The sequence below is a fragment of the Streptomyces sp. UC4497 genome (assembly GCF_054871485.1).
The window spans coordinates 1-21,134 of the sequence record NZ_JBTYHB010000064.1; the positions used below are offsets into that span (position 1 = coordinate 1).

General features: G+C 70.8%; 20 protein-coding genes. 14 read left to right on the top strand and 6 right to left on the bottom strand.

The window, feature by feature from the left end:
• Window positions 1-166 precede the first annotated feature (166 nt).
• Together ACYSUO_RS41465 and ACYSUO_RS41470 are read right to left on the bottom strand one after the other, a co-directional pair.
• Complete coding sequence (locus ACYSUO_RS41465; protein ID WP_404267659.1) at window positions 167-385, bottom strand: hypothetical protein; 219 nt, start codon at window positions 383-385, stop codon at window positions 167-169.
• A gap of 172 nt (window positions 386-557) precedes the next feature.
• The gene (locus ACYSUO_RS41470; RefSeq protein WP_461781382.1) at window positions 558-1,418 is read right to left on the bottom strand and encodes a hypothetical protein; all 861 of its coding nucleotides are present in this window, start codon (window positions 1,416-1,418) and stop codon (window positions 558-560) included.
• A 111-nt stretch (window positions 1,419-1,529) separates the two neighbouring features.
• Between ACYSUO_RS41470 and ACYSUO_RS41475 the strand changes: the two genes are divergently transcribed.
• Both ACYSUO_RS41475 and ACYSUO_RS41480 read left to right on the top strand, forming a co-directional pair.
• The gene (locus tag ACYSUO_RS41475; protein WP_267069743.1) at window positions 1,530-1,691 is read left to right on the top strand and encodes a hypothetical protein; all 162 of its coding nucleotides are present in this window, start codon (window positions 1,530-1,532) and stop codon (window positions 1,689-1,691) included.
• Window positions 1,692-1,761: 70 nt separating this feature from the next.
• Window positions 1,762-3,357, top strand: coding sequence for an FAD-binding oxidoreductase (locus tag ACYSUO_RS41480; RefSeq protein WP_461781383.1), 1,596 nt, complete (start codon window positions 1,762-1,764; stop codon window positions 3,355-3,357).
• Window positions 3,358-4,282: 925 nt separating this feature from the next.
• On the opposite strand, the gene ACYSUO_RS41485 is transcribed toward ACYSUO_RS41480, so the two are convergent.
• A complete protein-coding gene (locus ACYSUO_RS41485; protein WP_461781384.1) occupies window positions 4,283-5,008 on the bottom strand; it encodes a phosphatase PAP2 family protein in 726 nt (241 codons plus the stop codon).
• Window positions 5,009-5,205: 197 nt separating this feature from the next.
• The gene (locus ACYSUO_RS41490; RefSeq protein ID WP_426902504.1) at window positions 5,206-6,222 is read right to left on the bottom strand and encodes a C40 family peptidase; all 1,017 of its coding nucleotides are present in this window, start codon (window positions 6,220-6,222) and stop codon (window positions 5,206-5,208) included.
• 339 nt (window positions 6,223-6,561) lie between these two features.
• On the opposite strand from ACYSUO_RS41490, the gene ACYSUO_RS41495 reads away from it, so the two are divergent.
• The 6 genes from ACYSUO_RS41495 to ACYSUO_RS41520 all read left to right on the top strand — a co-directional run bounded on the left by ACYSUO_RS41495 (window position 6,562) and on the right by ACYSUO_RS41520 (window position 13,779).
• Window positions 6,562-6,870 (top strand): hypothetical protein, encoded by a 309-nt coding sequence (locus ACYSUO_RS41495; RefSeq protein ID WP_327662290.1) that lies wholly within the window; start codon window positions 6,562-6,564, stop codon window positions 6,868-6,870.
• 118 nt (window positions 6,871-6,988) lie between these two features.
• Window positions 6,989-7,783 (top strand): hypothetical protein, encoded by a 795-nt coding sequence (locus tag ACYSUO_RS41500; RefSeq protein WP_461781385.1) that lies wholly within the window; start codon window positions 6,989-6,991, stop codon window positions 7,781-7,783.
• Window positions 7,773-9,134 (top strand): hypothetical protein, encoded by a 1,362-nt coding sequence (locus ACYSUO_RS41505; protein ID WP_461781386.1) that lies wholly within the window; start codon window positions 7,773-7,775, stop codon window positions 9,132-9,134. Before ACYSUO_RS41500 ends, ACYSUO_RS41505 begins: the two co-directional genes overlap by 11 nt.
• On the top strand, window positions 9,131-10,690 hold the full coding sequence (locus tag ACYSUO_RS41510; RefSeq protein ID WP_461781387.1) for an SCO6880 family protein: 1,560 nt from the start codon (window positions 9,131-9,133) through the stop codon (window positions 10,688-10,690). The genes ACYSUO_RS41505 and ACYSUO_RS41510 overlap by 4 nt, the downstream gene beginning before the upstream one ends.
• A gap of 105 nt (window positions 10,691-10,795) precedes the next feature.
• A complete protein-coding gene (locus ACYSUO_RS41515) occupies window positions 10,796-12,208 on the top strand; it encodes an ATP-binding protein (protein ID WP_426902512.1) in 1,413 nt (470 codons plus the stop codon).
• A 41-nt stretch (window positions 12,209-12,249) separates the two neighbouring features.
• Window positions 12,250-13,779, top strand: a complete 1,530-nt coding sequence (locus ACYSUO_RS41520) for a type IV secretory system conjugative DNA transfer family protein (protein ID WP_461781396.1) — start codon at window positions 12,250-12,252, stop codon at window positions 13,777-13,779.
• Here ACYSUO_RS41520 and ACYSUO_RS41525 read toward each other — a convergent pair.
• The gene (locus tag ACYSUO_RS41525) at window positions 13,776-14,423 is read right to left on the bottom strand and encodes a TetR/AcrR family transcriptional regulator (RefSeq protein WP_461781388.1); all 648 of its coding nucleotides are present in this window, start codon (window positions 14,421-14,423) and stop codon (window positions 13,776-13,778) included. The two genes, ACYSUO_RS41520 and ACYSUO_RS41525, sit on opposite strands and share 4 nt — an antisense overlap.
• A gap of 97 nt (window positions 14,424-14,520) precedes the next feature.
• Here ACYSUO_RS41525 and ACYSUO_RS41530 point away from each other — a divergent pair, with 97 nt between their 5' ends.
• Window positions 14,521-16,140, top strand: a complete 1,620-nt coding sequence (locus tag ACYSUO_RS41530) for an MFS transporter (RefSeq protein WP_461781389.1) — start codon at window positions 14,521-14,523, stop codon at window positions 16,138-16,140.
• Window positions 16,141-16,157: 17 nt separating this feature from the next.
• Window positions 16,158-16,760 (top strand): NADPH-dependent FMN reductase, encoded by a 603-nt coding sequence (locus ACYSUO_RS41535; RefSeq protein WP_461781390.1) that lies wholly within the window; start codon window positions 16,158-16,160, stop codon window positions 16,758-16,760.
• Here the strand turns inward: ACYSUO_RS41535 and ACYSUO_RS41540 are convergent.
• Complete coding sequence (locus ACYSUO_RS41540; RefSeq protein ID WP_461781391.1) at window positions 16,757-17,305, bottom strand: GNAT family N-acetyltransferase; 549 nt, start codon at window positions 17,303-17,305, stop codon at window positions 16,757-16,759. The two genes, ACYSUO_RS41535 and ACYSUO_RS41540, sit on opposite strands and share 4 nt — an antisense overlap.
• Before the next feature lie 105 nt (window positions 17,306-17,410).
• On the opposite strand from ACYSUO_RS41540, the gene ACYSUO_RS41545 reads away from it, so the two are divergent.
• Genes ACYSUO_RS41545 through ACYSUO_RS41560 form a run of 4 tightly spaced genes read left to right on the top strand, consistent with a single transcriptional unit; the run spans window position 17,411 to window position 21,122 of the window.
• Window positions 17,411-18,346 (top strand): ATP-binding cassette domain-containing protein, encoded by a 936-nt coding sequence (locus ACYSUO_RS41545; protein WP_461781392.1) that lies wholly within the window; start codon window positions 17,411-17,413, stop codon window positions 18,344-18,346.
• Window positions 18,343-19,128 carry an ABC transporter permease gene (locus tag ACYSUO_RS41550; RefSeq protein WP_461781393.1) on the top strand — a complete coding sequence of 262 codons (786 nt, stop codon included), beginning with the start codon at window positions 18,343-18,345 and terminating at the stop codon, window positions 19,126-19,128. Before ACYSUO_RS41545 ends, ACYSUO_RS41550 begins: the two co-directional genes overlap by 4 nt.
• Before the next feature lie 30 nt (window positions 19,129-19,158).
• Window positions 19,159-20,457, top strand: coding sequence for a sensor histidine kinase (locus ACYSUO_RS41555; RefSeq protein WP_461781394.1), 1,299 nt, complete (start codon window positions 19,159-19,161; stop codon window positions 20,455-20,457).
• A complete protein-coding gene (locus tag ACYSUO_RS41560; RefSeq protein WP_461781395.1) occupies window positions 20,454-21,122 on the top strand; it encodes a response regulator in 669 nt (222 codons plus the stop codon). Before ACYSUO_RS41555 ends, ACYSUO_RS41560 begins: the two co-directional genes overlap by 4 nt.
• Window positions 21,123-21,134 lie beyond the last annotated feature (12 nt).

A 21,134-nucleotide genomic window follows, 5' to 3' on the forward strand; every position in this document is an offset into this window, starting at 1 on the left:
GCGCCGCCCCCGCGCACACGGGGGGGTAAGTTATCGACGAGATGGTCGAAGCGCCCACTATGGCTATCCCCCGCCGGCTGCCCCCCTGATTTGGGTTCACCCCTTTTTTTCCACTATTCGGGGGGGGCGCCGGACCCGGCGCCCCCACCTCTTCGTTCTTCTCGTTTCAGTCCCGGTCGCCCTCCGGCCCGCCGGGCATGGGGTCTCCCCTGCTCGCAGAGCTTGGGGAAGCCTCGGCGACCCGCAGCACCTCGTCGATCCGGTCCACGCTGAGCCGCCCCTCGGAGACGGCGGACGCCGCGATGATCAACTCACCGCACAGCTCGATCTCGGCGAGGGCGACGTGGTCCTGAACCGCCGTACCGCCCACGGGAGCCACGTTCATCACCTCTTCCTGCCGCGCGACCTACAGCCGATGGCCGCAATGGCCGACTTCCTAGAGTAGGGACCGGCTCACGCCCCGCGCATGGCACGGAAGAACCATTTCCGGCCCCCGACAGGCCTACGGCCGGGCGCCGGGACGGACTGCGGACGGGCGATAGATCGGGCGGCAGGCCCTACGGACCGGGCTCGGCGACCTTCCCCGCGAAGATGTCCCCCTTGGCCGGAAGCCGTACCTTCACCGGCTTCCCGAACCCCCGGTACAGGGTCGTCGACCGCACGGCCACGTCCTTCTCAGGACCGTTGGCGAAGCTGAACCGGTGGACGACCTTGCGGATCAGCCCCTCGTCGTCGACGTAGACGTCGAACGGCACCCGCCCCTTGCGGAACCCTTTCGCCGCCGCCGCGAGCGCCCCCTTCTGCCCCGCGGACGCGGCCTTCGCGGCGACGCTCAGCGCCACGTCCCCCTTGTAGTGCCGGGTGCGTACGCCCGCAATGTCGGTCTCGCCCCGCTCCGTCACATTCCGTGCGCCACGCAGCAGTTCGGCCGCCACGAGCGGATCGGTGGCGCCGCCGGTGACCAGGTTTCCGTCCGTCAACGCCGTGATGTCGACGCGCACCCACTTGTCGGCGGGGACGCCGGCGCCCCGGTTCTTCATGTACAGGGCGCCAGGCGCGAGCAGTTCGGTGATCGGCCGGTGCTCCTGGTCGCCCGCCGCGTCCTGCGGAAGCCGCACCCGCAGCTCGCCGATGCCCTTGCGGTAGTCGTAGACGCCGTCGCCGTGGATGGTGACGCGGGTCCCGCCGCTGGCCATCTCCATCGACGTACGCGCCTGTGAACTGCCCTCGCGGACCAGCCGGTCGGCCGTCCCGCGCACGGCCTGGGTCGGATCCGCGTTCCGCTCGCCGCCCGCCGCGCCGCCACCGCATCCGCCGATGCCCACCACCACCGACGCCACCGCGGCAGCCGCCGCCACCCGTGCCGAAGCGGCCGCGCTCCCGTGCTGCTGCACCACCATCGCTGGTCCGACCCCCATGCCTGTCCGTGCTCCGTGCGTGTGCGGCCACCCCTGTCGTCGGGGTTAACGACGAGTAGGGTCGACCGTCACGCGAACGGGGGGTTTACATTCACTCGCTACCGTGGCCGCGTGGCACAACAGCAGCACTCGCATACGACCACCGTCGTGGAACAGGGACGTTTCTGTCTGGCCCGCTGCAGCTGCGGCTGGCGCGGACCGGCCAGGAGGGCGCGGAGCAAGGCCCGTTCGGACGCGGACGACCATCTCGACTCGGCGGGCCCGGCCGCCTGACGGAACCCACGGCTCCCGTACGACGTCTCGTATCTCGGGAAGCGAACAGGTGGCCGAGGGAGACAACCGCATGGAACGCCGCACGTTCATCACGGCATCGGCCGCGGCACTCACGGCCGGCGGCGCGGTGAGCGCCTGCTCCGGGTCCGGTTCCGGTTCCGGGTCCACGGGCGGGAACTCCGCGTCCGCGTCCTCCGGCTCCTCCGTCCCGGTCCGTTCCACCAGCGCGAGCGCGTCGAGCACGGTGCGGGCCGCGGCGAACCTCGCCGGCCTCGCCAAGGACCTCGACGGCTCCCTCGTCCGCCCCGGCGAGTCCTCGTGGGCGGCGGCCCACCAGCTCTACAACACCCGCTTCGACACGTTGAAGCCGCGCGCCGTCGCGTACGTCGCGGGGCCCGACGACATACGCACGACCCTCGCGTACGCCCGCGCGCACAAGGTCCCGCTCTCCATACGCAACGGCGGCCACTCGTACGCGGGTTGGTCCTCGGGCGACGGCCACCTGATACTCGACGTCTCCCGGATGAAGTCCGTGCGCGCGTCGGGGGGCGAGGCGGTGGTCGGCGCGGGCGCGAAGCTCATCGACGTCTACCGGTCGCTGGCCGCCAAGGGCGTGACGATACCGGCGGGCTCCTGCCCCACGGTCGGCGTCTCCGGCCTCACGCTCGGCGGCGGCCACGGCGTCGTGTCGCGGGCCTACGGCCTCACCTGCGACAGCCTCACGCAGGCCACGCTCATCACGGCCGACGGCAAGGAACTCACCGCGAACAAGACGTCGCACAAGGACCTCTTCTGGGCGCTGCGGGGCGCGGGCAACGGCCAGTTCGGCGTGGTGACGGAGCTCCGCTTCAAGACCCACCCCGCGCCGCAGGCCGTCTCCGCGTACATGAGCTGGCCCTGGTCGAAGGCGGCGACGGTGCTCAAGGCCTGGCAGAAGTGGGGCCCGGACCAGGCCGACGAGATCTGGTCCTCGTTGCACCTCGCGGCCGCGCCCGGCGGCAGGCCGACGGTCTCGGTCGCGGCGTTCTCCCTCGGCACGTACACCGAGCTCCAGAACGCGGTCGACCGCCTCGCCGACGGGCCCGGCGGCCCCGGCCCGGCCACCTCGGTCTCCCTCAAGCGGCGCTCGTACGAGGAGTCGATGGAGGTGTACGCGGGCTGCTCGGCGTTCACCGAGGACGCCCAGTGCCACCTCCCCGGTGCGACGCCCGGCCGTGACTCGGCGGGGGCGTTGCAGCGCGAGACGTACGCGGCCGCCTCCGACTTCTTCGACCGGAACCTCTCGGACGCGGGCGTCCGCACGCTCCTGAAGCAGCTGGAGAACGTGACGTCCGGGGCCGGCTCCGTGGCGCTCACGGCGCTCGGCGGCGCGATCAACCGGGTGGACCCGACGGCGACGGCGTTCGTCCACCGGCGGGCGCGGATGCTCGCGCAGTACATCGCATCGTGGCAACCGACCACATCCGGCTCGGCGCCCCGCGCCTGGCTTTCCTCAACCCACAGCTCAATGCGCCCATACGCCTCGGGCGCGGCGTACCAGAACTACACGGACCCGACCCTGAAGAACTGGAAGCAGGCCTACTACGGGGAGGCGGCCCCCCGCCTGACCAAGCTGAAGCACACATACGACCCATCAAACTTCTTCACCTTCCCCCAGTCCCTGTAACCGGCACCCTCCCCCGCCCCTACGCCCCGGGGCTCCGCCCCGGCCCCCGCGCCTCAAACGCCGGCGGGGCTGGAAATGCCCACCCGCAGGCAATAACCCGGCTCCCGCCCATCTCCCACCACCCGCCCCCTCCGGGGACGTCGGCCCAACGGGGTACCGCACCACGCCCTGGGCAACCCGTCGCCAGCCACGGCTTCCCACGCGTTCCGGTCGACGCAGCCCCGCCTTGGGCAACGCCAACCGCGGTCCCCCACCCGAGACGGCAAGGGCCGCCCGCCCCCTCCTTGGGCAACCTCCGCCAGCCACGGCCCCCACGACTCTCGTCCCAGCGCGGAGCTTGAATTGCCCCGCCCGCAGGCAATCGCCCGGCTCCCGCCCATCTCCCACCACCCGCCCCCTCCGGGGACGTCGGCCCAACGGGGTACCGCCAGCCGCCTTGGGCAATCTGCCGCCTGGGGCGGCAGGGTGGGCAAGGCGGCACCCCGGTGCCGCGCACCCATCACGACAGACGCCAACCCCGGCACGGCCCCGGCCTGGGTTTCACGCACCGATCGCACGGGCCCCGCCCCCGGCCCAGCCCCGGGCCCCGGTCGAGCCGGAGCCCCCGGAGGGGGCGGGCGGGTGGGAGACAAGCGAGAACCGGCGCAGCCGGACACAGCACGGCGCCGCGCGCCGGGACCACAGGCGCCACCCCGGCAAACCCCCCAGCCAGGTGCTCCGCACCCATCACGACGCACCCCGGCCCCGCCGCGGCACACCGGAACAAAAGCTCCCGCACCGGCCCGGCACACCGAAACGAACGCTCCGGCCCCACCGCGGCCTACCGAAGTAAAAGCCTCCGCCCCAACACGGCCCGCCGAAACGACCACTCCCGCCCCGACGACACCGCCCGCCGCAACGACCGCCCCCGCCCAACCGCGGAGCGCTACGCCGCCAAATCCCGCTCCCCCGCCGCCTCCGCCGCACCCCGGGACTCGGAGAGCTCCACCGCGGACGCCACCGCACCGGGCGCCCACACGAGCCGGGACACCCACCCGGACGCCCGCCCGATACCCCGCGTCAGCGGAGTGAGCAGCGCCGAGGCCAGCGGCGAGAGCAGCAGCGCGACGGCCGTGCCGAGCGCGAACCCGCCCACGACGTCCGTCGGATAGTGCACGCCCATGAAGACCCGGCAGAACCCTTCGAGCACGGCGAGCCCTATGGCGGCGAGCCCGAGCTTGCGGTGGGCGATGAAGAGCCCCGCCCCGATGGCCATCGCCAACGTGGCGTGATCGCTGACGAACGAGAAGTCGGTCTTGCCCTTGACCAGGACGGCGAGCCCGTCGTGGTCCATGAAGGGCCGCGGCCGCTCGACAAAGGACCGGATCGGCACGTTCACGAGAACGGCGACCCCGGCGGCGAGCGGCGCCCACACCACGGCGGCCACGGAGGACGCCGCGTCGTCGAGCGACGCCCGCTTCCTCGCACCCCACCAGCACCACAGCACGACGAGCACGAGCGCGAGCAGGATCCCGTACTCGCCGACGAACTCCATGGTCCGGTCGAACCAGTGCGGAGCGTCATCGGCCAGGCCGTTGATGTCATAGAGCAGCGTGACGTCGGGGTTGGATCCGGATGTCGCGGGCGCTTCGAGTGCCACGAGTCCAGCCATAGTTCAGCGGCCCCTTCGTCTTCAGCCACCCCCGTGGTTGTTTTCGATTCAGGTAGAGGAACGCACGGTCCCGCCCTCTACGTTCCACAATCCACCGAACGATCACCCAGACGTTATCGAAGAGAGACACAAACCCGCAGCTCAGGGCCATGGCATAACAGAGAGTTCCAGCCAACCCACAGCCCGCATCGCCCGGCTCAGACCTCCGGCGAAGCGCTCGGCAGCGCCTTCGCGCCGTCCTCCGTGACGCGGGTCGCCCCGAAGTAGTCGGCGGTGTCGATGGGGTCGAAGCGGATGACGGCACCGGTCCGCGGCGCGTCGATCATGTAGCCGCCGCCCACGTAAATGCCCACGTGATGGATGGCCCGGCTGTTGCTGAGGTCGTGGGAGAAGAACACGAGGTCCCCGGGAAGCAGCTCGTCCCGCTTCGGATGCGGCCCGGCGTTGTACTGATCGTTGGCCACGCGCGGCAGCTCGATGTCCACCGTCTCGTACGCGGCCTTGGTCAGCCCGGAGCAATCAAATCGGCCATCTTGGTCCGCCGTGCCGTTGCCACCCCACAAGTAGGGGGTGCCGAGCTTCTTCTGCGCGAAGTAGATCGCGGCCGCGGCCTGCTGCGAGGGCTGCACGCGCCCGACCGGCTTCGCGAAGGACTTCTCGAGCGTCGTGATGACCTTCACGTAGTTCTGCGTCTCGCGGTACGGCGGCACGCCTCCGTACTTGATGACGGCGTACGAGCCCGCGTTGTAGGCGGCGAGCATGTTCTTCGTCTTGTCGCCGGGCGCGTCCTTCACGTACGAGGCGAGCTTGCAGTCGTACGAAGCGGCCGAGGGGATCGCGTCGTTGGGGTCCCAGATGTCGCGGTCCCCGTCCCCGTCCCCGTCGACCCCGTGGGCGGCCCAGGTACCGCTGATGAACTGCGCGATGCCGTACGCCTTCGCCGGCGACGTCGCCTTCGGGTTGAACCCGCTCTCCTGGTAGAGCTGCGCGGCCAGCAGCGCCGGGTTGATGGCGGGGCAGAGATTGCCCCACTTCTGTACGAGTGGCTGATACGCGGCGGGCACGGCGCCCTTCGCGAGCCCCACGGCCCCCTGCCCGACCCCGCTGCTCAGGCTCCCCGCCGCCATGTACGTCCCGAAAACGAGCAGCGCCACGAACGCGGTTCCCCCTGCGACGGCAGAACCCGCGAGCATCCACGCCTTACGCACCGTCAACCGCCCTTCGCCACGGGGGAGTCCGGGCATGACCCACGGCCGGACACACAAGCGCTCAGTTTACGGTCGGGCACGCCACCCCGTCAGTGACTGCCCGAACTATCCACGACCAGCCTTCATTGCCCGGCGTGACCAGGCATGATACACAGAGTAACCGTACGTTCCTTCGCATCCGGAACCGTCCCTCCGGGGCGGCCCCTCAGGCATGGGACCGTAGGAACTCGGCCAAGGAATGGCGCCAAGTGTGCAGGCATCGGAGCCAATCTGGGCAAGAATGGGTCTGACCTCTGCGCTGCGTCAGAGGCGACAGAACTACCCACATGGGGCGGTGAGTTACACATGCTGCTGGCAGCCGAAAAGGGCGACATCTCCACCATCATCGGCGGGATCGCCCCGGACTGGGGCCCGTTCGGGAGCCTGGGCAACGAGGCACGCGTGATGATCGAGGTCGTGATGGCGGTCGCCATCCTGCTGTGCCTCGGCATCGCGATCTGGGGCGCTGCCAAGCAACGGATCGGGGCCACGGCCCTGCGGGACACCTTCAGCGCCGAACAGGGCAAGGGCCTGATCATCGCGGGCCTGACCGGGGTGTTCATCATCGGCTCACTAGGCACGCTGTTCACCATCGTGTACGGCATGGCCGTCTAGCTCCCCGCTGAGGTTGCGTCTCCCTGATGTCGAGTCACCACACCGCGCCCGCGCGGAAACCAGCACGGCTACCGTCGTATGCGGTGGTTCGGCGAAAGGTTGAGGGGGCGTGCGCGCAATGAGTCCTGACGGTCCACAGGACGATGAGCTCTACGGAGGCTCCGGACAGACCCGGACGCGGCTCCCGGAGGGTTCCGGCGCCCGCAGACCGGGGCGTTCGCCGTCCCGGTCCCTGGTGACCGTGGTCGGCGTCGTGGTGTTGCTCATCGCGGCGATCGCCTTCGCGAACCGCGGTACGGACGACACCGCGGGCGGATCCGACTCCTCCGGCACGAAACCGGCGGCGGCCCCCACGGCCCCGACCGGCGCCAAGCCGGTGTCCTCCGGCTTCGCCCACGACGAGCAGGGCGCGCAGTCCGCTGCCGCGAACTATGCGGTGCGGCTCGGCGGCGACGGCATGTTCAACGCCGACCGGCGGCACGGCATCGTGGACGAGCTCTACACGCCCTCGGCGGCCACCAAGCTCAAGGGCCCGATGGACAAGGCGTACTCCACGGAGTTCCTGACCAAGCTGGGCCTCGACGCGGACGGGAAGGCGCCCAAGGGCAGCACGTTCGTCTCCCGCACCATTCCGGTCGGCACCAAGACGCTCCGGTACGAGGACGACGCCGCCAAGGTGTCGGTCTGGTACATGGGGCTCCTCGGCATCTCCGGCACGAACTCGACCAACCCGGTCGCCACGTCGTGGCAGACCTGGACCTTCCAGCTGCAGTGGACCGACGGCGACTGGAAGATCACCTCCGACTCGCAGAAGAACGGTCCCACGCCCGTCCCCGGCGACGACCGCGCCTCCAACTCCGACGACATCAGCAAGGCCATCGAGGAGTACGGAGGGTTCTCGTATGCCCGGTAACCCACGCCGTGCGCTCAAGCTCACCGGTCTCGTCGCCGCCGTACAGGCCGCGGCCGTCCTGACGGCCACCCGTGCGTTCGCGGCGCCCGAACCGACCGACGACCCCTGCTCCCTGATCCCCGGGCGCGCCAAGGACTACTGCGAGCGCGGCAACGACGCCACCGGTGGCGGCACCGGAGGTGGCAGTGGCGGGACGCCCGACGTCTCCAACCCCCTCGACCCCCTCTCCAGCCTCGCCAAGGGCTGCGCCGAGGCCGCCTCGTGGACCGTCGACCAGCTCAGCGACGCCGTGCAGAAGACGGCCAACGTCGACTTCACCAACCCGAAGTTCCTCCAGCAGTACGCCGTCGTGTTCGCCGCGTCGACGATCCTCACGCTCGTGCTGTGGCTGCTCGCCGTGGCCAAGCGCGCCGTGCGCGGCGTACCGCTGATGACGGCGATCTCGGAGGCCGTCGGCTTCCTCTGGCTCACCGTGCTCGCGTCCGCCTTCACCCCGCTGATCCTCTACACGGTCGTCTCCGCGGCCGACGGGGTCTCCGACGTCCTGGCGAAAGCCACCGGCAATCAGACGGACGCGTTCTTCGGGACGTTCTCCGAAGCCCTGAAGAAGGGCGACGACATCGGCGGCGGACCGATCATGCTGATCGTCGTCTCGCTGGTGTCGATCGTCGCGGCGGGCGTGCTCTACCTGGAGCTGTATCTGCGCGCCGTCCTGCTCTACGTGGGCGCGCTGCTCGGAGTCGTCGTCTACGCGGGGCTCGTCGACAAGAACCTGTGGGGCCACGTCCGCCGCTGGGTCGGCGTCATGATCGCGGTCATCCTCGTGAAGCCGGTCATCGTGATCGTGCTCGGCCTCGCGGGCGCGCTGTCCAGCAGCGACAAGGGCCCCGACTCCCTCGCCGCGATCGTCTCCGGCCTCGCCATCGTGCTGCTCGCCATCTTCGCGAGCGGCATGATCTACCGCTTCGTGCCCGGCTTCGGCGACGAGATGGCCAACGTGCGCAAGAACCGGCTCATGCAGGGCGCCGAGGGCAAGGCCGCCGCCGTGATCTCCTCCCCCGCCGCACTCGTCTCGCAGGGCATCAAGACCCACAGCAGCCGTCAGGACAGCGGGGGTTCGTCAGGCGGTGGCGGATCCTCCCAGGCCCGTCCAGCCAACCCCGCGTCCGGCGGTGTGGCCGCGCACAGCTCGCGCTCGGCCGCGTCAGGGGGAGGCGGCGGAACTGTCCCCTCCGCCGCACCCCCGCCCCGTACGAGCCCGTCGAAGTCCCCGCACGCGAGCAACGACCGCGGGAGCAACAGCGGTAACACCGGCAAGAACGGCAACTGGCAAGGAGGTGCAGGGCGTTGACGACCCAGTCCCACGTGTCCCCTCCGGTCACGCCCCGCCGTACATATCTGATCGGTCGCGCCCGGCCGAACGCGATCGTCGGCAAGAATCGTGAGTCCGGCGAGATCGCGATGATCGTCGTGGGCGCCTTCCTCGGCATGATGTGCGGACTGCTCGTCCCCGTGCTGTCGCTGCGCATCGTGCTGCTCACCGGCTTCCCGATGCTCGCGCTGGCCGCGGTCTACGTCCCGTACAAGGGCCGCACGTTCTACAAGTGGTTTGAAATCAACCGCAGTTACAAGCGCTCCCTCAAGCGCGGCACCGCCTACCGTTCGCCCACCATGGAGGCCGGCACCCGGCTCGACGGGCGTGAGGTCGAGATCGGCCCGCCGCCCGGCATCGGCAGGCTCACGTGGCTGGCCGCGCCGTTCGGGCCCGACGAGATCGCCGTGCTGCTCCACGCCGACCGGCGCACCGTCACCGCAGCCATCGAGATCGAGGGCCCCGGTGTGGGGCTGCGCGACTCGGAGGACCAGGAGGCGCTGGTCGACCGGTTCGGCACGCTGCTCAAGCATGTCGCCAACGGCGACGGGTTCGTGACCCGGCTCCAGATGCTGGCCCGCACCCTCCCCGCCGACCCCGACGCGCACAACAAGGACGTCGCCCAGCGCGGCGACGACCGCTCGCTCGGCTGGCTGCAGAAGTCGTACGACCAGTTGCAGTCCATGGTCTCGACGAGCAGCGAGCAGCACCGCGCGTACCTCGTGGCCTGCATGCACTACACGCGCGACCTGGCCGCGGAGGCCAACGCGATGGCCCGCGCCACCCGCCCGAAGGGCGGCAAGAAGGTTGACAGGGACGCCGGACTCGCCGTCGTCATGGCGCGCGAACTGACCGACATCTGCTCTCGGTTGCAGGAGGCGGACATCCGCGTGCGGCAGCCGCTCGGGCAGGGCCGGCTCGCGTCCCTGATCCACTCCATGTACGACCCCGACCACCCCATCGACCACATCCAGGCGATGTCGAAGCGCAACGCCTGGCCGGCCGAGCTCGACGCCATGGAGCCGACGTACCTGCAGGCCAAGACGCGTGAGTCGGCGACCCGCGCGCCCTGGTGCCACGCCACGGCGTGGGTCAAGGAGTGGCCGATGACGCCGGTGGGCGTGAACTTCCTGGCTCCGCTCCTGGTGCACACCCCGGATGTCATCCGGACCGTCGCAGTAACGATGGACCTGGAACCCACCGAGGTCGCCATCGAGCGGATGCTGACGGAGAAGACCAACGACGAGGCGGAGGCATCCCGCGCCGCCAAGATGAACCGGACCGTCGACCCCCGCGACATCGCCGCCCACGGCCGCCTCGACCAGCGCGGCGAGGACCTGGCGAGCGGCGCGGCCGGCGTCAATCTCGTCGGCTACATCACGGTCTCCTCCCGCAACCCCGACGCGCTCGCCCGCGACAAGCGCACGATCCGCGCCTCGGCGGGCAAGTCGTACCTGAAGCTGGAGTGGTGCGACCGCGAGCACCACCGGGCGTTCGTGAACACCCTGCCGTTCGCCACCGGCATCCGCCGATGACGCCGATGGCCCCCACGAGCCCCATGATCCCCACGTCCCCTACGCCCCCGTCGATCCCGATGTTCCTGATGTCCGCCGACACGGCCGGAAGGTAGGCGCTGCACTATGCGGGATCCGCTGACCGCTCTCACCGATGCCTTCACCGCGTTCCTGTTCGGGAAGGTGGAGACGACCCGGCTTCCGGTGCGTACGTCGACGGGGCAGGCGCAGGCCGTCTATCTGCCGACGGCCGCGCCCGGCCTCGGCGACTCCGGCGTGATCATCGGCCGCGAGGTGTACTCCGGCAAGGGCTACATCTACGACCCGTTCCAGCTCTACGGTCAGCAGCTCCCGGCCCCCCACTGGCTCGTCCTCGGCGAGTCCGGAAACGGCAAGTCGGCGCTGGAGAAGACGTACGTACTAAGGCAGTTGAGGTTCAAGGACCGCCAGGTCGTCGTCCTCGACGCCCAGGGCGAGGACGGCGTCGGCGAATGGAACCTCATCGCCGAAGAGCTGGGCATAACTCCCATCCGGCTCGACCCGACGGCCGCCCTGGACATGGGCATCCGGCTCAACCCGCTGGACCCGGCGATCACCACGACCGGCCAGCTGGCGCTCTTGAGGACGATCATCGAGGTCGCGCTCGGACACGGCCTCGACGAGCGCTCCGGCTTCGCGCTGAAGGTCGCGCACGCGTACGTGAACGAGACGATCGTCGACCGGCAGCCCGTCCTGCCCGACATCGTCGAGCAGCTCCGCCACCCGGAACCGGAGTCGGCGGAGGCCATGAACGTGGCCCTCGAGGACGTCCGCGCCTGGGGCCTCGACGTGGCGCTCGTCATCGACCGGCTCGTCGACGGCGACCTGCGCGGCATGTTCGACGGGCCGACGACGGTCGGCATCGACCTCGACGCCCCGCTGATCGTCTTCGACCTGTCCCACATCGACCGGAACTCGATCGCGATGCCGATCCTGATGGCGATCGTGGGCGTGTGGCTGGAGCACACGTGGATCCGCCCCGACCGGAAGAAGCGCATCTTCCTGGTCGAGGAGGCCTGGCACATCATCAACAGCCCGTTCGTGGCCCAACTCTTCCAGCGGCTGCTGAAGTTCGGCCGCCGCCTCGGCCTGTCCTTCGTGGCGGTCGTCCACCACCTGAGCGACGTGGTCGACGGCGCGGCCGCGAAGGAGGCGGCGGCGATCCTGAAGATGGCGTCGACGAGAACCATCTACGCCCAGAAGGCCGACGAGGCACGGGCCACCGGCCGCGTCCTCGGCCTGCCCCGGTGGGCGGTGGAGATCATCCCGACGCTGTCCCCCGGCATCGCCGTCTGGGACGTCAACGGCAACGTACAGGTGGTCAAACACCTGGTCACCGAGACCGAACGCCCACTGGTGTTCACCGACCGCGCCATGACGGAATCGTCCGCCGAGCAGTTCGTGGACGATGCCCTGGAGGCGGCCGAGCTGGAGGCCGAGGAACGGGCGGCCGCGTTCGTGGAGCAGCGCCTGGGCGGCTCCGAGTCAACGGTGGCATGAACGGTGGCATGACAGGAATGCGGGACGAGCGGGGGCGCCGGATGGAGCGGGGTTACCACCGGGACGACCGGGAGGGGCGTGGCCGGGGCGGTGTGCCCGATGGGCTGCTGGTCGGGGTCCTGGCGTTCCTCCTGGGCATGACGATCCTGGCGTGGACGGCGACGGGCCTCGCGGGCCTCTTCACGAAGGGCGCGTGGCCGACGGCGGTGACCTTCGCGAACACGCCCCTCGCCATGCGCTCGTTGATCGCCCGCCCCCACGACATCCCCGGCGCCTGGCCCGCCACCCCCGCCCCCGAACTGTCCGGCTACGGCCTCTTCTGGGGCCTGTTCATCGGCCAGCTGATGATTTTGGTGGTCCTGGCGGTGTTCGTGGCGGGCACGGTGGCGCGGTGGCGCGCGGTCCGGGCGCGTCGCGCTGAAGCCGCGCCGGTAGACAAGGCGGCGCCGCCAAATCAAGCGGCGCCGGTAATTCAAGCGGCACCGGAAATTCAAGCCCCGCACTTGGACGAGAGGCAGCGGGGCGCGGGGCAGAGCCCCGATCTTTCAGCCCCGCCGGAGATTGAGGAGCGGGGCCCGGGGCAGAGCCCCGAGACGTCAACCACGCCTCCCGCAACGACCCCCGTTCCCGCCCCCCGAGGCCACACCGGCCCCATCCACCTCGGCCCCCCGGCCACCCGCCACCCCCTCGCCATAGACGCAATCCAGGACGCCGAGGGCCCGGCCCTCGTGATCACGTCGTCCGCCGACGTCTGGGCGGAAACCAAGGACGCCCGCGCCAAACTCGGCCCCGTCCTCCTCTACGACCCCACCCACCGCTGCGACACCCCCGCCCGCATGCACTGGAACCCGGCCGCCGGCTGCACCGACAAGGAGACCGCGGCGGCCCGCGCCACCGCCCTGCTCGCCCCGATAAGGCCCACGCCCAAACTGGACTCGGCACTGGCCGAAGCCGCGACCACCCTGCTGCGCAGCTACCTGCACGCGGCCGCCGTCGACGGCAAACCGTTTCGCCACGTCCACCGCTGGGCCCAGGGCACCCAGGTCCAGGACGCCGTACGCATCCTCCGTACGAACCCGAAGGCGGCGGCCGGCACCGCGGGCGAACTCGAGGCGGCCCTCACCTCGCACCCCGAACGCCGCGACATGGCACAGGAGTTGACGGCACGCGCACTGTCCTCCCTCTTCTCGGTGCACATCCGCGAGGCCTGCACGCCCAACCGAACGGATGCGCTCACTCTGGATTCCTTTGTGAACGAAGGGGGCACGCTTTATGTGGTCGGTGAACCCATCGAGGACCCGAAGGGGCAGCCCGGTGCGATGCCGCTGCTCACGGCCCTCGCCTCGAGCGTGGTCGAGCACGGCCGCCGCGTGGCCGCACGGTCACCCGCCGGTCGGCTCGACCCACCAATGACGCTCGTTCTCGACGACGTCGCGGCGGTGGCTCCGCTTCCCCAACTGCCGGAGCTGCTGGCCACCGGAGCGGACCGGGGTCTGGTCACCCTGGCCCTGCTCCGGTCGAGGGAACAGGGCCGCACCCGCTGGCCGGACGCGGAACTTCCGCTCGGTTAAAGGCCGTACAGCTTCAGGAACACCGCGAGCCCGCTGGACACACGCGCGTCGACCTCGGCGTCGGACATCGGCGCCACCCCGAAGAACGTGTCCACCGTGACCGACCCGGGGATCAGCAGCAGGAAGTGGCGCCCGGCCTCCGCGGAGTTGGCCTCGTCGACCGCCAGGTGCCCCTGCTCGCCGAGCCGGAGCAGCGCCGCGCGCACCGCTTCCGCCGTCGCCCGCGGGCCGATCCGCTGCCACTCCTCGATGACGTCGGCGGGCAGATGCGCGCCCTCCGAGATGATGTGCCGCACGAGAAGCATGTGCGGCTCGTGGTCGCCGCGCCGCCCCATCCACTCGCGGGCGAGCGCGAGCAGGTCCTTCTCGACGTCCGTGACCTTGGCCAAGTGCCGTTCGATCAGAGCGATATGAGCGCCCGTCACGCTCGCTGCACTGTGAATGAGAACCTCACGAAAGAGATTCTCCTTGCCACCGAAGTGGTTGTAGAGCGTGCGCGTGGAGACCCCCGCCTCGGCGGCGATCTCGTCGATGCCCGCGCGCGCGTACCCCTCGCGGCCGAAGACCGTCCGCGCCCCGCGCAGCAGCGCCTGCCGCTTCTCGACCGTGCCCTTGCGCGGGGTACTCCCCGACTCCTGTGTCATGCCGCTCCGTCCTACGCCGTCCCCGTCCAGACTAGGCACAGAGACCTAGGTACAACGACAGTTGCACTTCTTACAACCACGGTTGTACTTTACCGGCATGGCAACCGAATCCCAGGCTTCGGCGGCCCGCGAAGTCGGCGGCAGCCGCTCCACGTTCACTCTCCTCGTCGTGCTCCTCGGCATGCTCACCCTGCCGATGGCCATGTCCGGCACCACGGTCGCGCTCCCGCGCATCGGCGCCGACCTCGACGCCACGGGCGCCGCGCTCCAGTGGGTGGTCGTCGGCTACTTCCTCGCCGCGTCCTCGTTCATGCTGGTCGCGGGCTCGCTCGGCGATCTCTACGGCCGCCGCCGGATCCTCACGGCGGGCGCCGCGCTCTACACGGCGGGCACCCTCGCCTCGGCCCTCGCCCAGAACATCCTGCTCCTCGACGCGGCCCGGATCCTGTCCGGCATCGGCGCCGCGGGCGTGATGGCCAGCGGCAGCTCGCTGCTCGCCGCGACGTTCACGGGCCCCGCCCGCACCCGCGTCTTCGCCTCGCTCGGCACCACGGCGGGCCTCGGCCTCGCCTTCGGTCCGACGTTCTCCGGCTGGCTCGTGGACGCGGTCGGCTGGCGCGCCACCTTCCTGTCGTACGTCGCCGTGGGCGCGGTCATCGTCGTCGGCACCCGCCTGATGCCGGAGTCCCGGGCGGACACGAGCCCGCGCGTCGACAAGGCGGGCGCGGCCACGTTCATCGCCGGACTCGCCCTGGCCCTCTACGCGATCACGCAGGGCTCCAAGTCCGGCTGGACGGCGGCGCCGACCCTTGTCCCCGCGGCCCTGTCCCTCGCGCTGCTCCTCACCTTCGTACGCGTCGAACGGCGCCTCGTCCGCACCGGCAGCGGCCGCCCGATCCTCGACCTGCGGCTCGCGCGCAACCCGGCGTTCCTCGGCTGGGCGGTCGGCTCCTTCGGGCTCGGCGCGGGCACCACCGGCGTCCTCACCTACCTCCCGACCTACCTCCAGGGCGCGAACGGCACGACGGCCCGCGCGGCCGGCCTCACGCTGCTGCTGATGACGGTGCCGATCCTGGCCCTGCCCCCGCTCGGCGCCCGCCTGGTCAACCGGGGCGTGCGGGCCCGCCACGTCCTGGTCCTGTCCCTGCTCCTGCTGGCGGCGGGCAACGCATGGCTCACCACGCTCCACCCCGGCATCCCGGTGACATCGCTGGCGGGCCCACTGCTCACCATCGGCGCAGGCCAGGGCCTCTCCATCGGCATCATCGACGCCCAGGCCATGTCGATGGTCGCCCCGTCCGAGGTCGGCATGGCCTCCGGCTTCCTCAACACGGTCCGCGGCGGCACGGGCGCCATCATGCTCACCATCTTCGGCGCCCTCCTCCTCGCAACCCTCGAACCCCTGGTGGGCTCACCAGCCCTGGCAGCAAAAATCACGTCGGGCACGGGCGGCCACACCCAAGAATTCACAGAGGCGTGGCGAATAACGCTCTGGTCGATAACAGCCCTGCTGACAGCCCTGGCCCTCACCGCGAACCGGCTTCTGCACCCCGCTGTGGGCACGCGCGCCACCCCCACCGCGGACAGCCCGCCCGCCCCCGCTGCGGACAGCCCCTCCGCCCCCGCTGTGGGCAGGCGTCCCGCACGGCGGGACGGGTGGGCACAGCCCCCGTCGCCGCGCAACAAGACAACCACGCACACCGAGTCAACCCGATAACCACGGAGGACCGCACCATGACCACGACCACAACCACGCCCACCCGCCCCCTCCGCGTGGGCGTCATCGTCGGGTCCACCCGCGACGGCCGCCTCGCCCCCACCGTCGGCACCTGGTTCACGACCCACGCCGAACGCCACACCCCCGAAACCCACTTCGACGTCATCGACCTGACCGACCTGGACCTCCCCGGAAACCACCCCGGCTGGGGCCACGACCCCACCCCGGCCCAGGCCGACCTGGCCTCCCGCGTCAACGCCGCCGACGCCTACGTCGTCATCACCCCCGAGTACAACCACAGCTTCCCGGCCCACCTGAAGCACTTCATCGACCTGCACCGCGACGAGTGGAAGGCCAAGCCCGTCGGCTTCGTCTCGTACGGCGGCGTGGGCGGCGGCCTCCGCGCCGTGGAACAACTCCGCCTGGTCTTCGCCGAGTTGCACTGCGCGACCATCCGCGACGGCGTCAGCTTCCACGGAGCCCACGACGGCCTCTTCGCCGAGGAAGGCCCGGCCCACGACGAGCAGGGCGCGGCCGGCGCCGCCAAGGTCATGCTCGACCAACTCGCCTGGTGGGCCCACGCCCTGCGCACGGCCCGGACGGAACACCCGTACGGCTAAAGCCGCTTGAGCTCCATCTCGCGGTCCACCTTGGAGGGGTCGCCCGGATTCGGGACGGCCCCTCCCGTGCGGACGAAGCCGAACTTACGGTAGAACCCCTCGGCCCGCAGGTTGTCCTCATGGACGTACAACCGCACCCGCGTCACATCGTCGAGCCCGAACGCCCACTCCACGGCCGCCGAGAACAGCGCCTCCGCCACCCCGCTCCCCCGCGCCTCGGGCCGCACGAACACCGCGACGAGCTGCGCCTGCCGCCGCTCGACGACCTCCCCGAAGAAGTCCAGCGCGCCCGCCTCCTCGACGAGCACCACCACGCTGCCGTCCCAGCGCCCGCCCTCGTCGGCCTCCGCGACGAACTGCAGCGCCGTCGTCCCGTGCGCGGCCCGCTCGGCCCGCCCCCGCCAGAACTCGTCCGGCTGCGCCACCGCGTCCTCGTACGTCTCCAAATACGCGAGCGGCGCCGCCGGATCCCGCAGCGCCGCGAGCCGCAGCTCCCTCGCCGCACGCCACTCGTCGGCCCGCACGGGTCTGATCACGTAGTCCATACATCCGCACCCTAAGGGCCCGTAGTACCCCGGTACTACGGCATTTCCGCAGCTCGATGCCCCGGTCCGACGCCCGCGCGACCCCGCCCACGGCACCGTACTCACATGACGACCCGAGCCCACGGCCTCACAAAACGCTACGGCGACAAGACAGTCGTCGAGGACCTCACCTTCACGGTCGAGCCCGGCACGGTCACCGGCTTCCTCGGCCCCAACGGCGCAGGCAAGTCCACGACCATGCGCATGCTGCTCGGCCTGGACACCCCGACCGCGGGCCGCGCCACGATCGGCGGACGCGCCTACTCCACCCACCCGGCCCCGCTCACCGAGGTCGGCGCGCTCCTGGAGGCGAAGGCCGTGCACCCCGGCCGCACCGCCTTCCACCACCTCACGGCGCTCGCCCTCACGCACGGCCTCCCGCGCTCCCGCGTCGAGACGGTCCTCGACCTCGCGGGCCTCACCGAGGTGGCCGGCAAGCGGGTCAAGGGCTTCTCCCTCGGCATGGGACAGCGCCTCGGCATCGCGGCGGCGCTGCTGGGCGACCCGGCCACGATCGTGCTCGACGAGCCCGTCAACGGCCTCGACCCCGAGGGCGTCCTCTGGATCCGCACCCTCCTCAAGTCCCTTGCCCAGCAGGGCCGTACGGTCCTGGTCTCCTCCCACCTCATGTCGGAGATGGCACTCACCGCCGACCACCTCGTCGTCATCGGCCGCGGCCGCCTCCTCGCGGACACCACCGTCGCCGACCTCGTCCGCGAATCGGGCGCCGCCTACGTCAAGGTCGTCACGCCCGAGGCCGCCCGCCTGCGCGCCCTCCTGACCGGCGCCGAGACCACCGCGGAAACCGCCGACACCCTCCATGTACGCGGCCTCGACGCCCCCGACATCGGCAGGATCGCGGCCGCCCACGGCCTCCCCCTCTTCGAACTCACCCCGCAGACCGCCTCGTTGGAACAGGCCTTCATGAACCTCACCCACGACGCCGTCGAGTACCAGGCGACGACCACGACGGCCTCGGCCCTGACGGGAGCAACACGATGACGACGACGACCACACCCCCTGCCGCGTACGCGGTGACCCCGCGCCGCGTCCTGCACTCGGAATGGCACAAACTCCGTACGCTGCGCTCCACTTGGGTCACCCTCGCGATCGCCTGCGCCCTGGTGATCGCCGTCGGCATCACCATGGGCGCCACCTACGACGGCGACGACTCGGAGATCGACACGGTCACCTTCGTCCTCCTCGGCACCCAGCTCTCCCAGATCTGCGTCGCCGTGCTCGGCATCCTGGTCACCGCCGGCGAGTACTCGACCGGCATGATCCGCGCCTCGCTCACGGCGGTGCCGCGCCGCCTGCCCGTGCTGTGGTCCAAGGCCACGGTCTTCGCGACGCTCGCCTTCACCCTCACCTTCGTGACGAACGTCGTCACCTTCCTGCTGGCCCAGATCTGGCTCTCCGACACCGACAAGGCGCTGTCCCTCACCGACTCCGGCGTCCTCGGCGCCCTCGCGGGCAACGCGGCGGCCGTCACCCTGCTGAGCCTGGTCGCCCTCGGCCTCGGCGCGCTGCTGCGCTCGGTCCCGGCGGGCATCGGCGCCTTCGTCGGCCTCGTCCTGATCCTGCCGGAGGTCCTCGCCATGATCTCGGCGGACTTCGTCCAGGACGCCCTGCGCTTCTTCCCCACCAAGGCGTCCGAGTCCCTCGGCTCGCTCACGCAGACCGGTGACGCGATCTCCCCGGCGGCGGCCCTGCTCAGCCTCTGCCTGTGGGCGGCGGCGGCACTGGTCACCGCGGCCCTCCTCCTCAAGCGCCGCGACGTCTGAAGTCCGTACCGCATCGAGGAACGTACGAGGATGAGGACGTACGAGGATGATGACCAGGTGACGGTTCACGAGCAGCCCCGCGACCCCCAACCGCTCGCCGGGTACGCCCAGCGGCTCACCGAGCGGGTGCGCGCCTTCGACCGGCGCCGCCCGCTGGTCTGGGACGTGCTGGTGACGGCGTTCTTCGTGATCGCGGCCCTCACCGACGGGACCGGCGGCTGGCGCAACACCGCGGCCGACCCCGGGGCGCCCGAGTGGCTGGTCCTCCTGATGAGCCTGGGCCTGTCCGTGCCGGTGCTGTGGCGCCGCCGCCATCCGCTCGCGGCGCTCACGGCGATGGCGGTGGTCAGCGCCGTCAACAACTGGTCGGGCTCCTGGCTGCAAGCCGCTCTCATCCAGTACATCGTGGTGTTCAACATCGCGCTGCGGCTGCCCCTGAAGACCCTCGGCTGGGCAGCCGTGCTGACCACGCTGCCCATGACGGCCACCTTCATCCGCTACCCGGCGGGCAGCTGGGACCAGCTGATCGTGCCGCAGCTCTGGTGCTTCGCACTGGTCGCGCTCGCGGGCATCGCCGTCCGCTCCCGCCAGGACTACACACAGGCCCTGGTCGAACGGGCCCAGCAGCTCGAAGTCGAGCGCGACCAGCAGGCCCAGCTCGCGGCCTCCGCCGAACGCGCCCGCATCGCCCGCGAGATGCACGACATCATCGGCCACAACCTCTCGGTCATCACGGGCCTCGCCGACGGCGGCTCGTACGCCGCCGCCCGCAGCCCTGAACGCGCGGGCCAGGCCCTCACCGCCATCGCCACCACCAGCCGCCATGCCCTCACGGAACTCCGCCGCCTCCTCGACGTACTGGGCGAGGAAGCCCCCTCACCCACGGCGGAGCTGACCCCGGCACCCGCGCTCGACGACCTCGACTCCCTGATCGAGGGCGTACGTTCGGCAGGGCTCCCGGTCCTCAGGAAGGTCGAGGGCCAGCCGATACCGCTGCCGGCGGGCCTGGAACTCACGGTGTACCGAGTGGTCCAGGAGGCCCTCACCAACACCCTGAAGCACGGCGGCCCTTCGGCGACCTCCGAACTCCTCGTCTCGTACGCGACCGACGCGGTGACGGTGACCATCACGGACACCGGCCGCGGCTCCCTCTCCGATGGTCCACGCACCGACGGGCCCCGCGCCGACGGCCACGGTACGGGCCGCGGGATTGCCGGTATGAAGGAGCGAACGGCCCTCTACCGAGGCACACTTGAGGCCGGACCACGACCGGCCGGCGGCTGGCGGGTACACCTCCGCATCCCGATCCCGGAAGGGCCCACTCCGTGACGAGCGTCCTCATCGTCGACGACCAGCCCATGCAGCGCTTCGGCTTCCGCATGCTCCTGGAGAGCCAGGACGATCTACGGGTCGCGGGCGAGGCGGGCACGGGCACGGAGGCGGTCCGCCTCGCAGCCGAGCTCGCCCCCGACGTGGTCCTGATGGACATCCGCATGCCCGGCATGGACGGCATCGAGGCGACGCGCCGCATCATCGCCTTGAGCCCCGAGGGCCCGCGCATCCTCATCCTCACGACATTCGACATGGACGAGTACGCGTACGCGGGCCTGCGGGCCGGCGCCTCCGGCTTCCTCATCAAGGACGCGCTCCCGGAGGAACTCCTGGCAGGCATCCGCGCGGTGGCCGCCGGCGACGCGATCGTCGCCCCCAGCCTCACCCGCCGCCTCCTCGACGCGTACGTCCACCATCTCCCGGCCGCCGCGGGCACTGCCCCGACCGCCGATCCGCGCATCGCCTCCCTGACGGACCGCGAACGCGAGATCCTCACGGTCATCGCCCAGGGCTGGAGCAACGCCGAGATCGCCGAACGCCTGCACCTCGCGGAATCGACGGTGAAGACCCACGTCTCCCGCATCCTCGCGAAAACGGGAGCGCGGGACAGGGTGCAGGCGGTAATCGTGGCGTACGACGCGAAATTGGTGGAGCCCGCCTGAAAACGCGCCTGT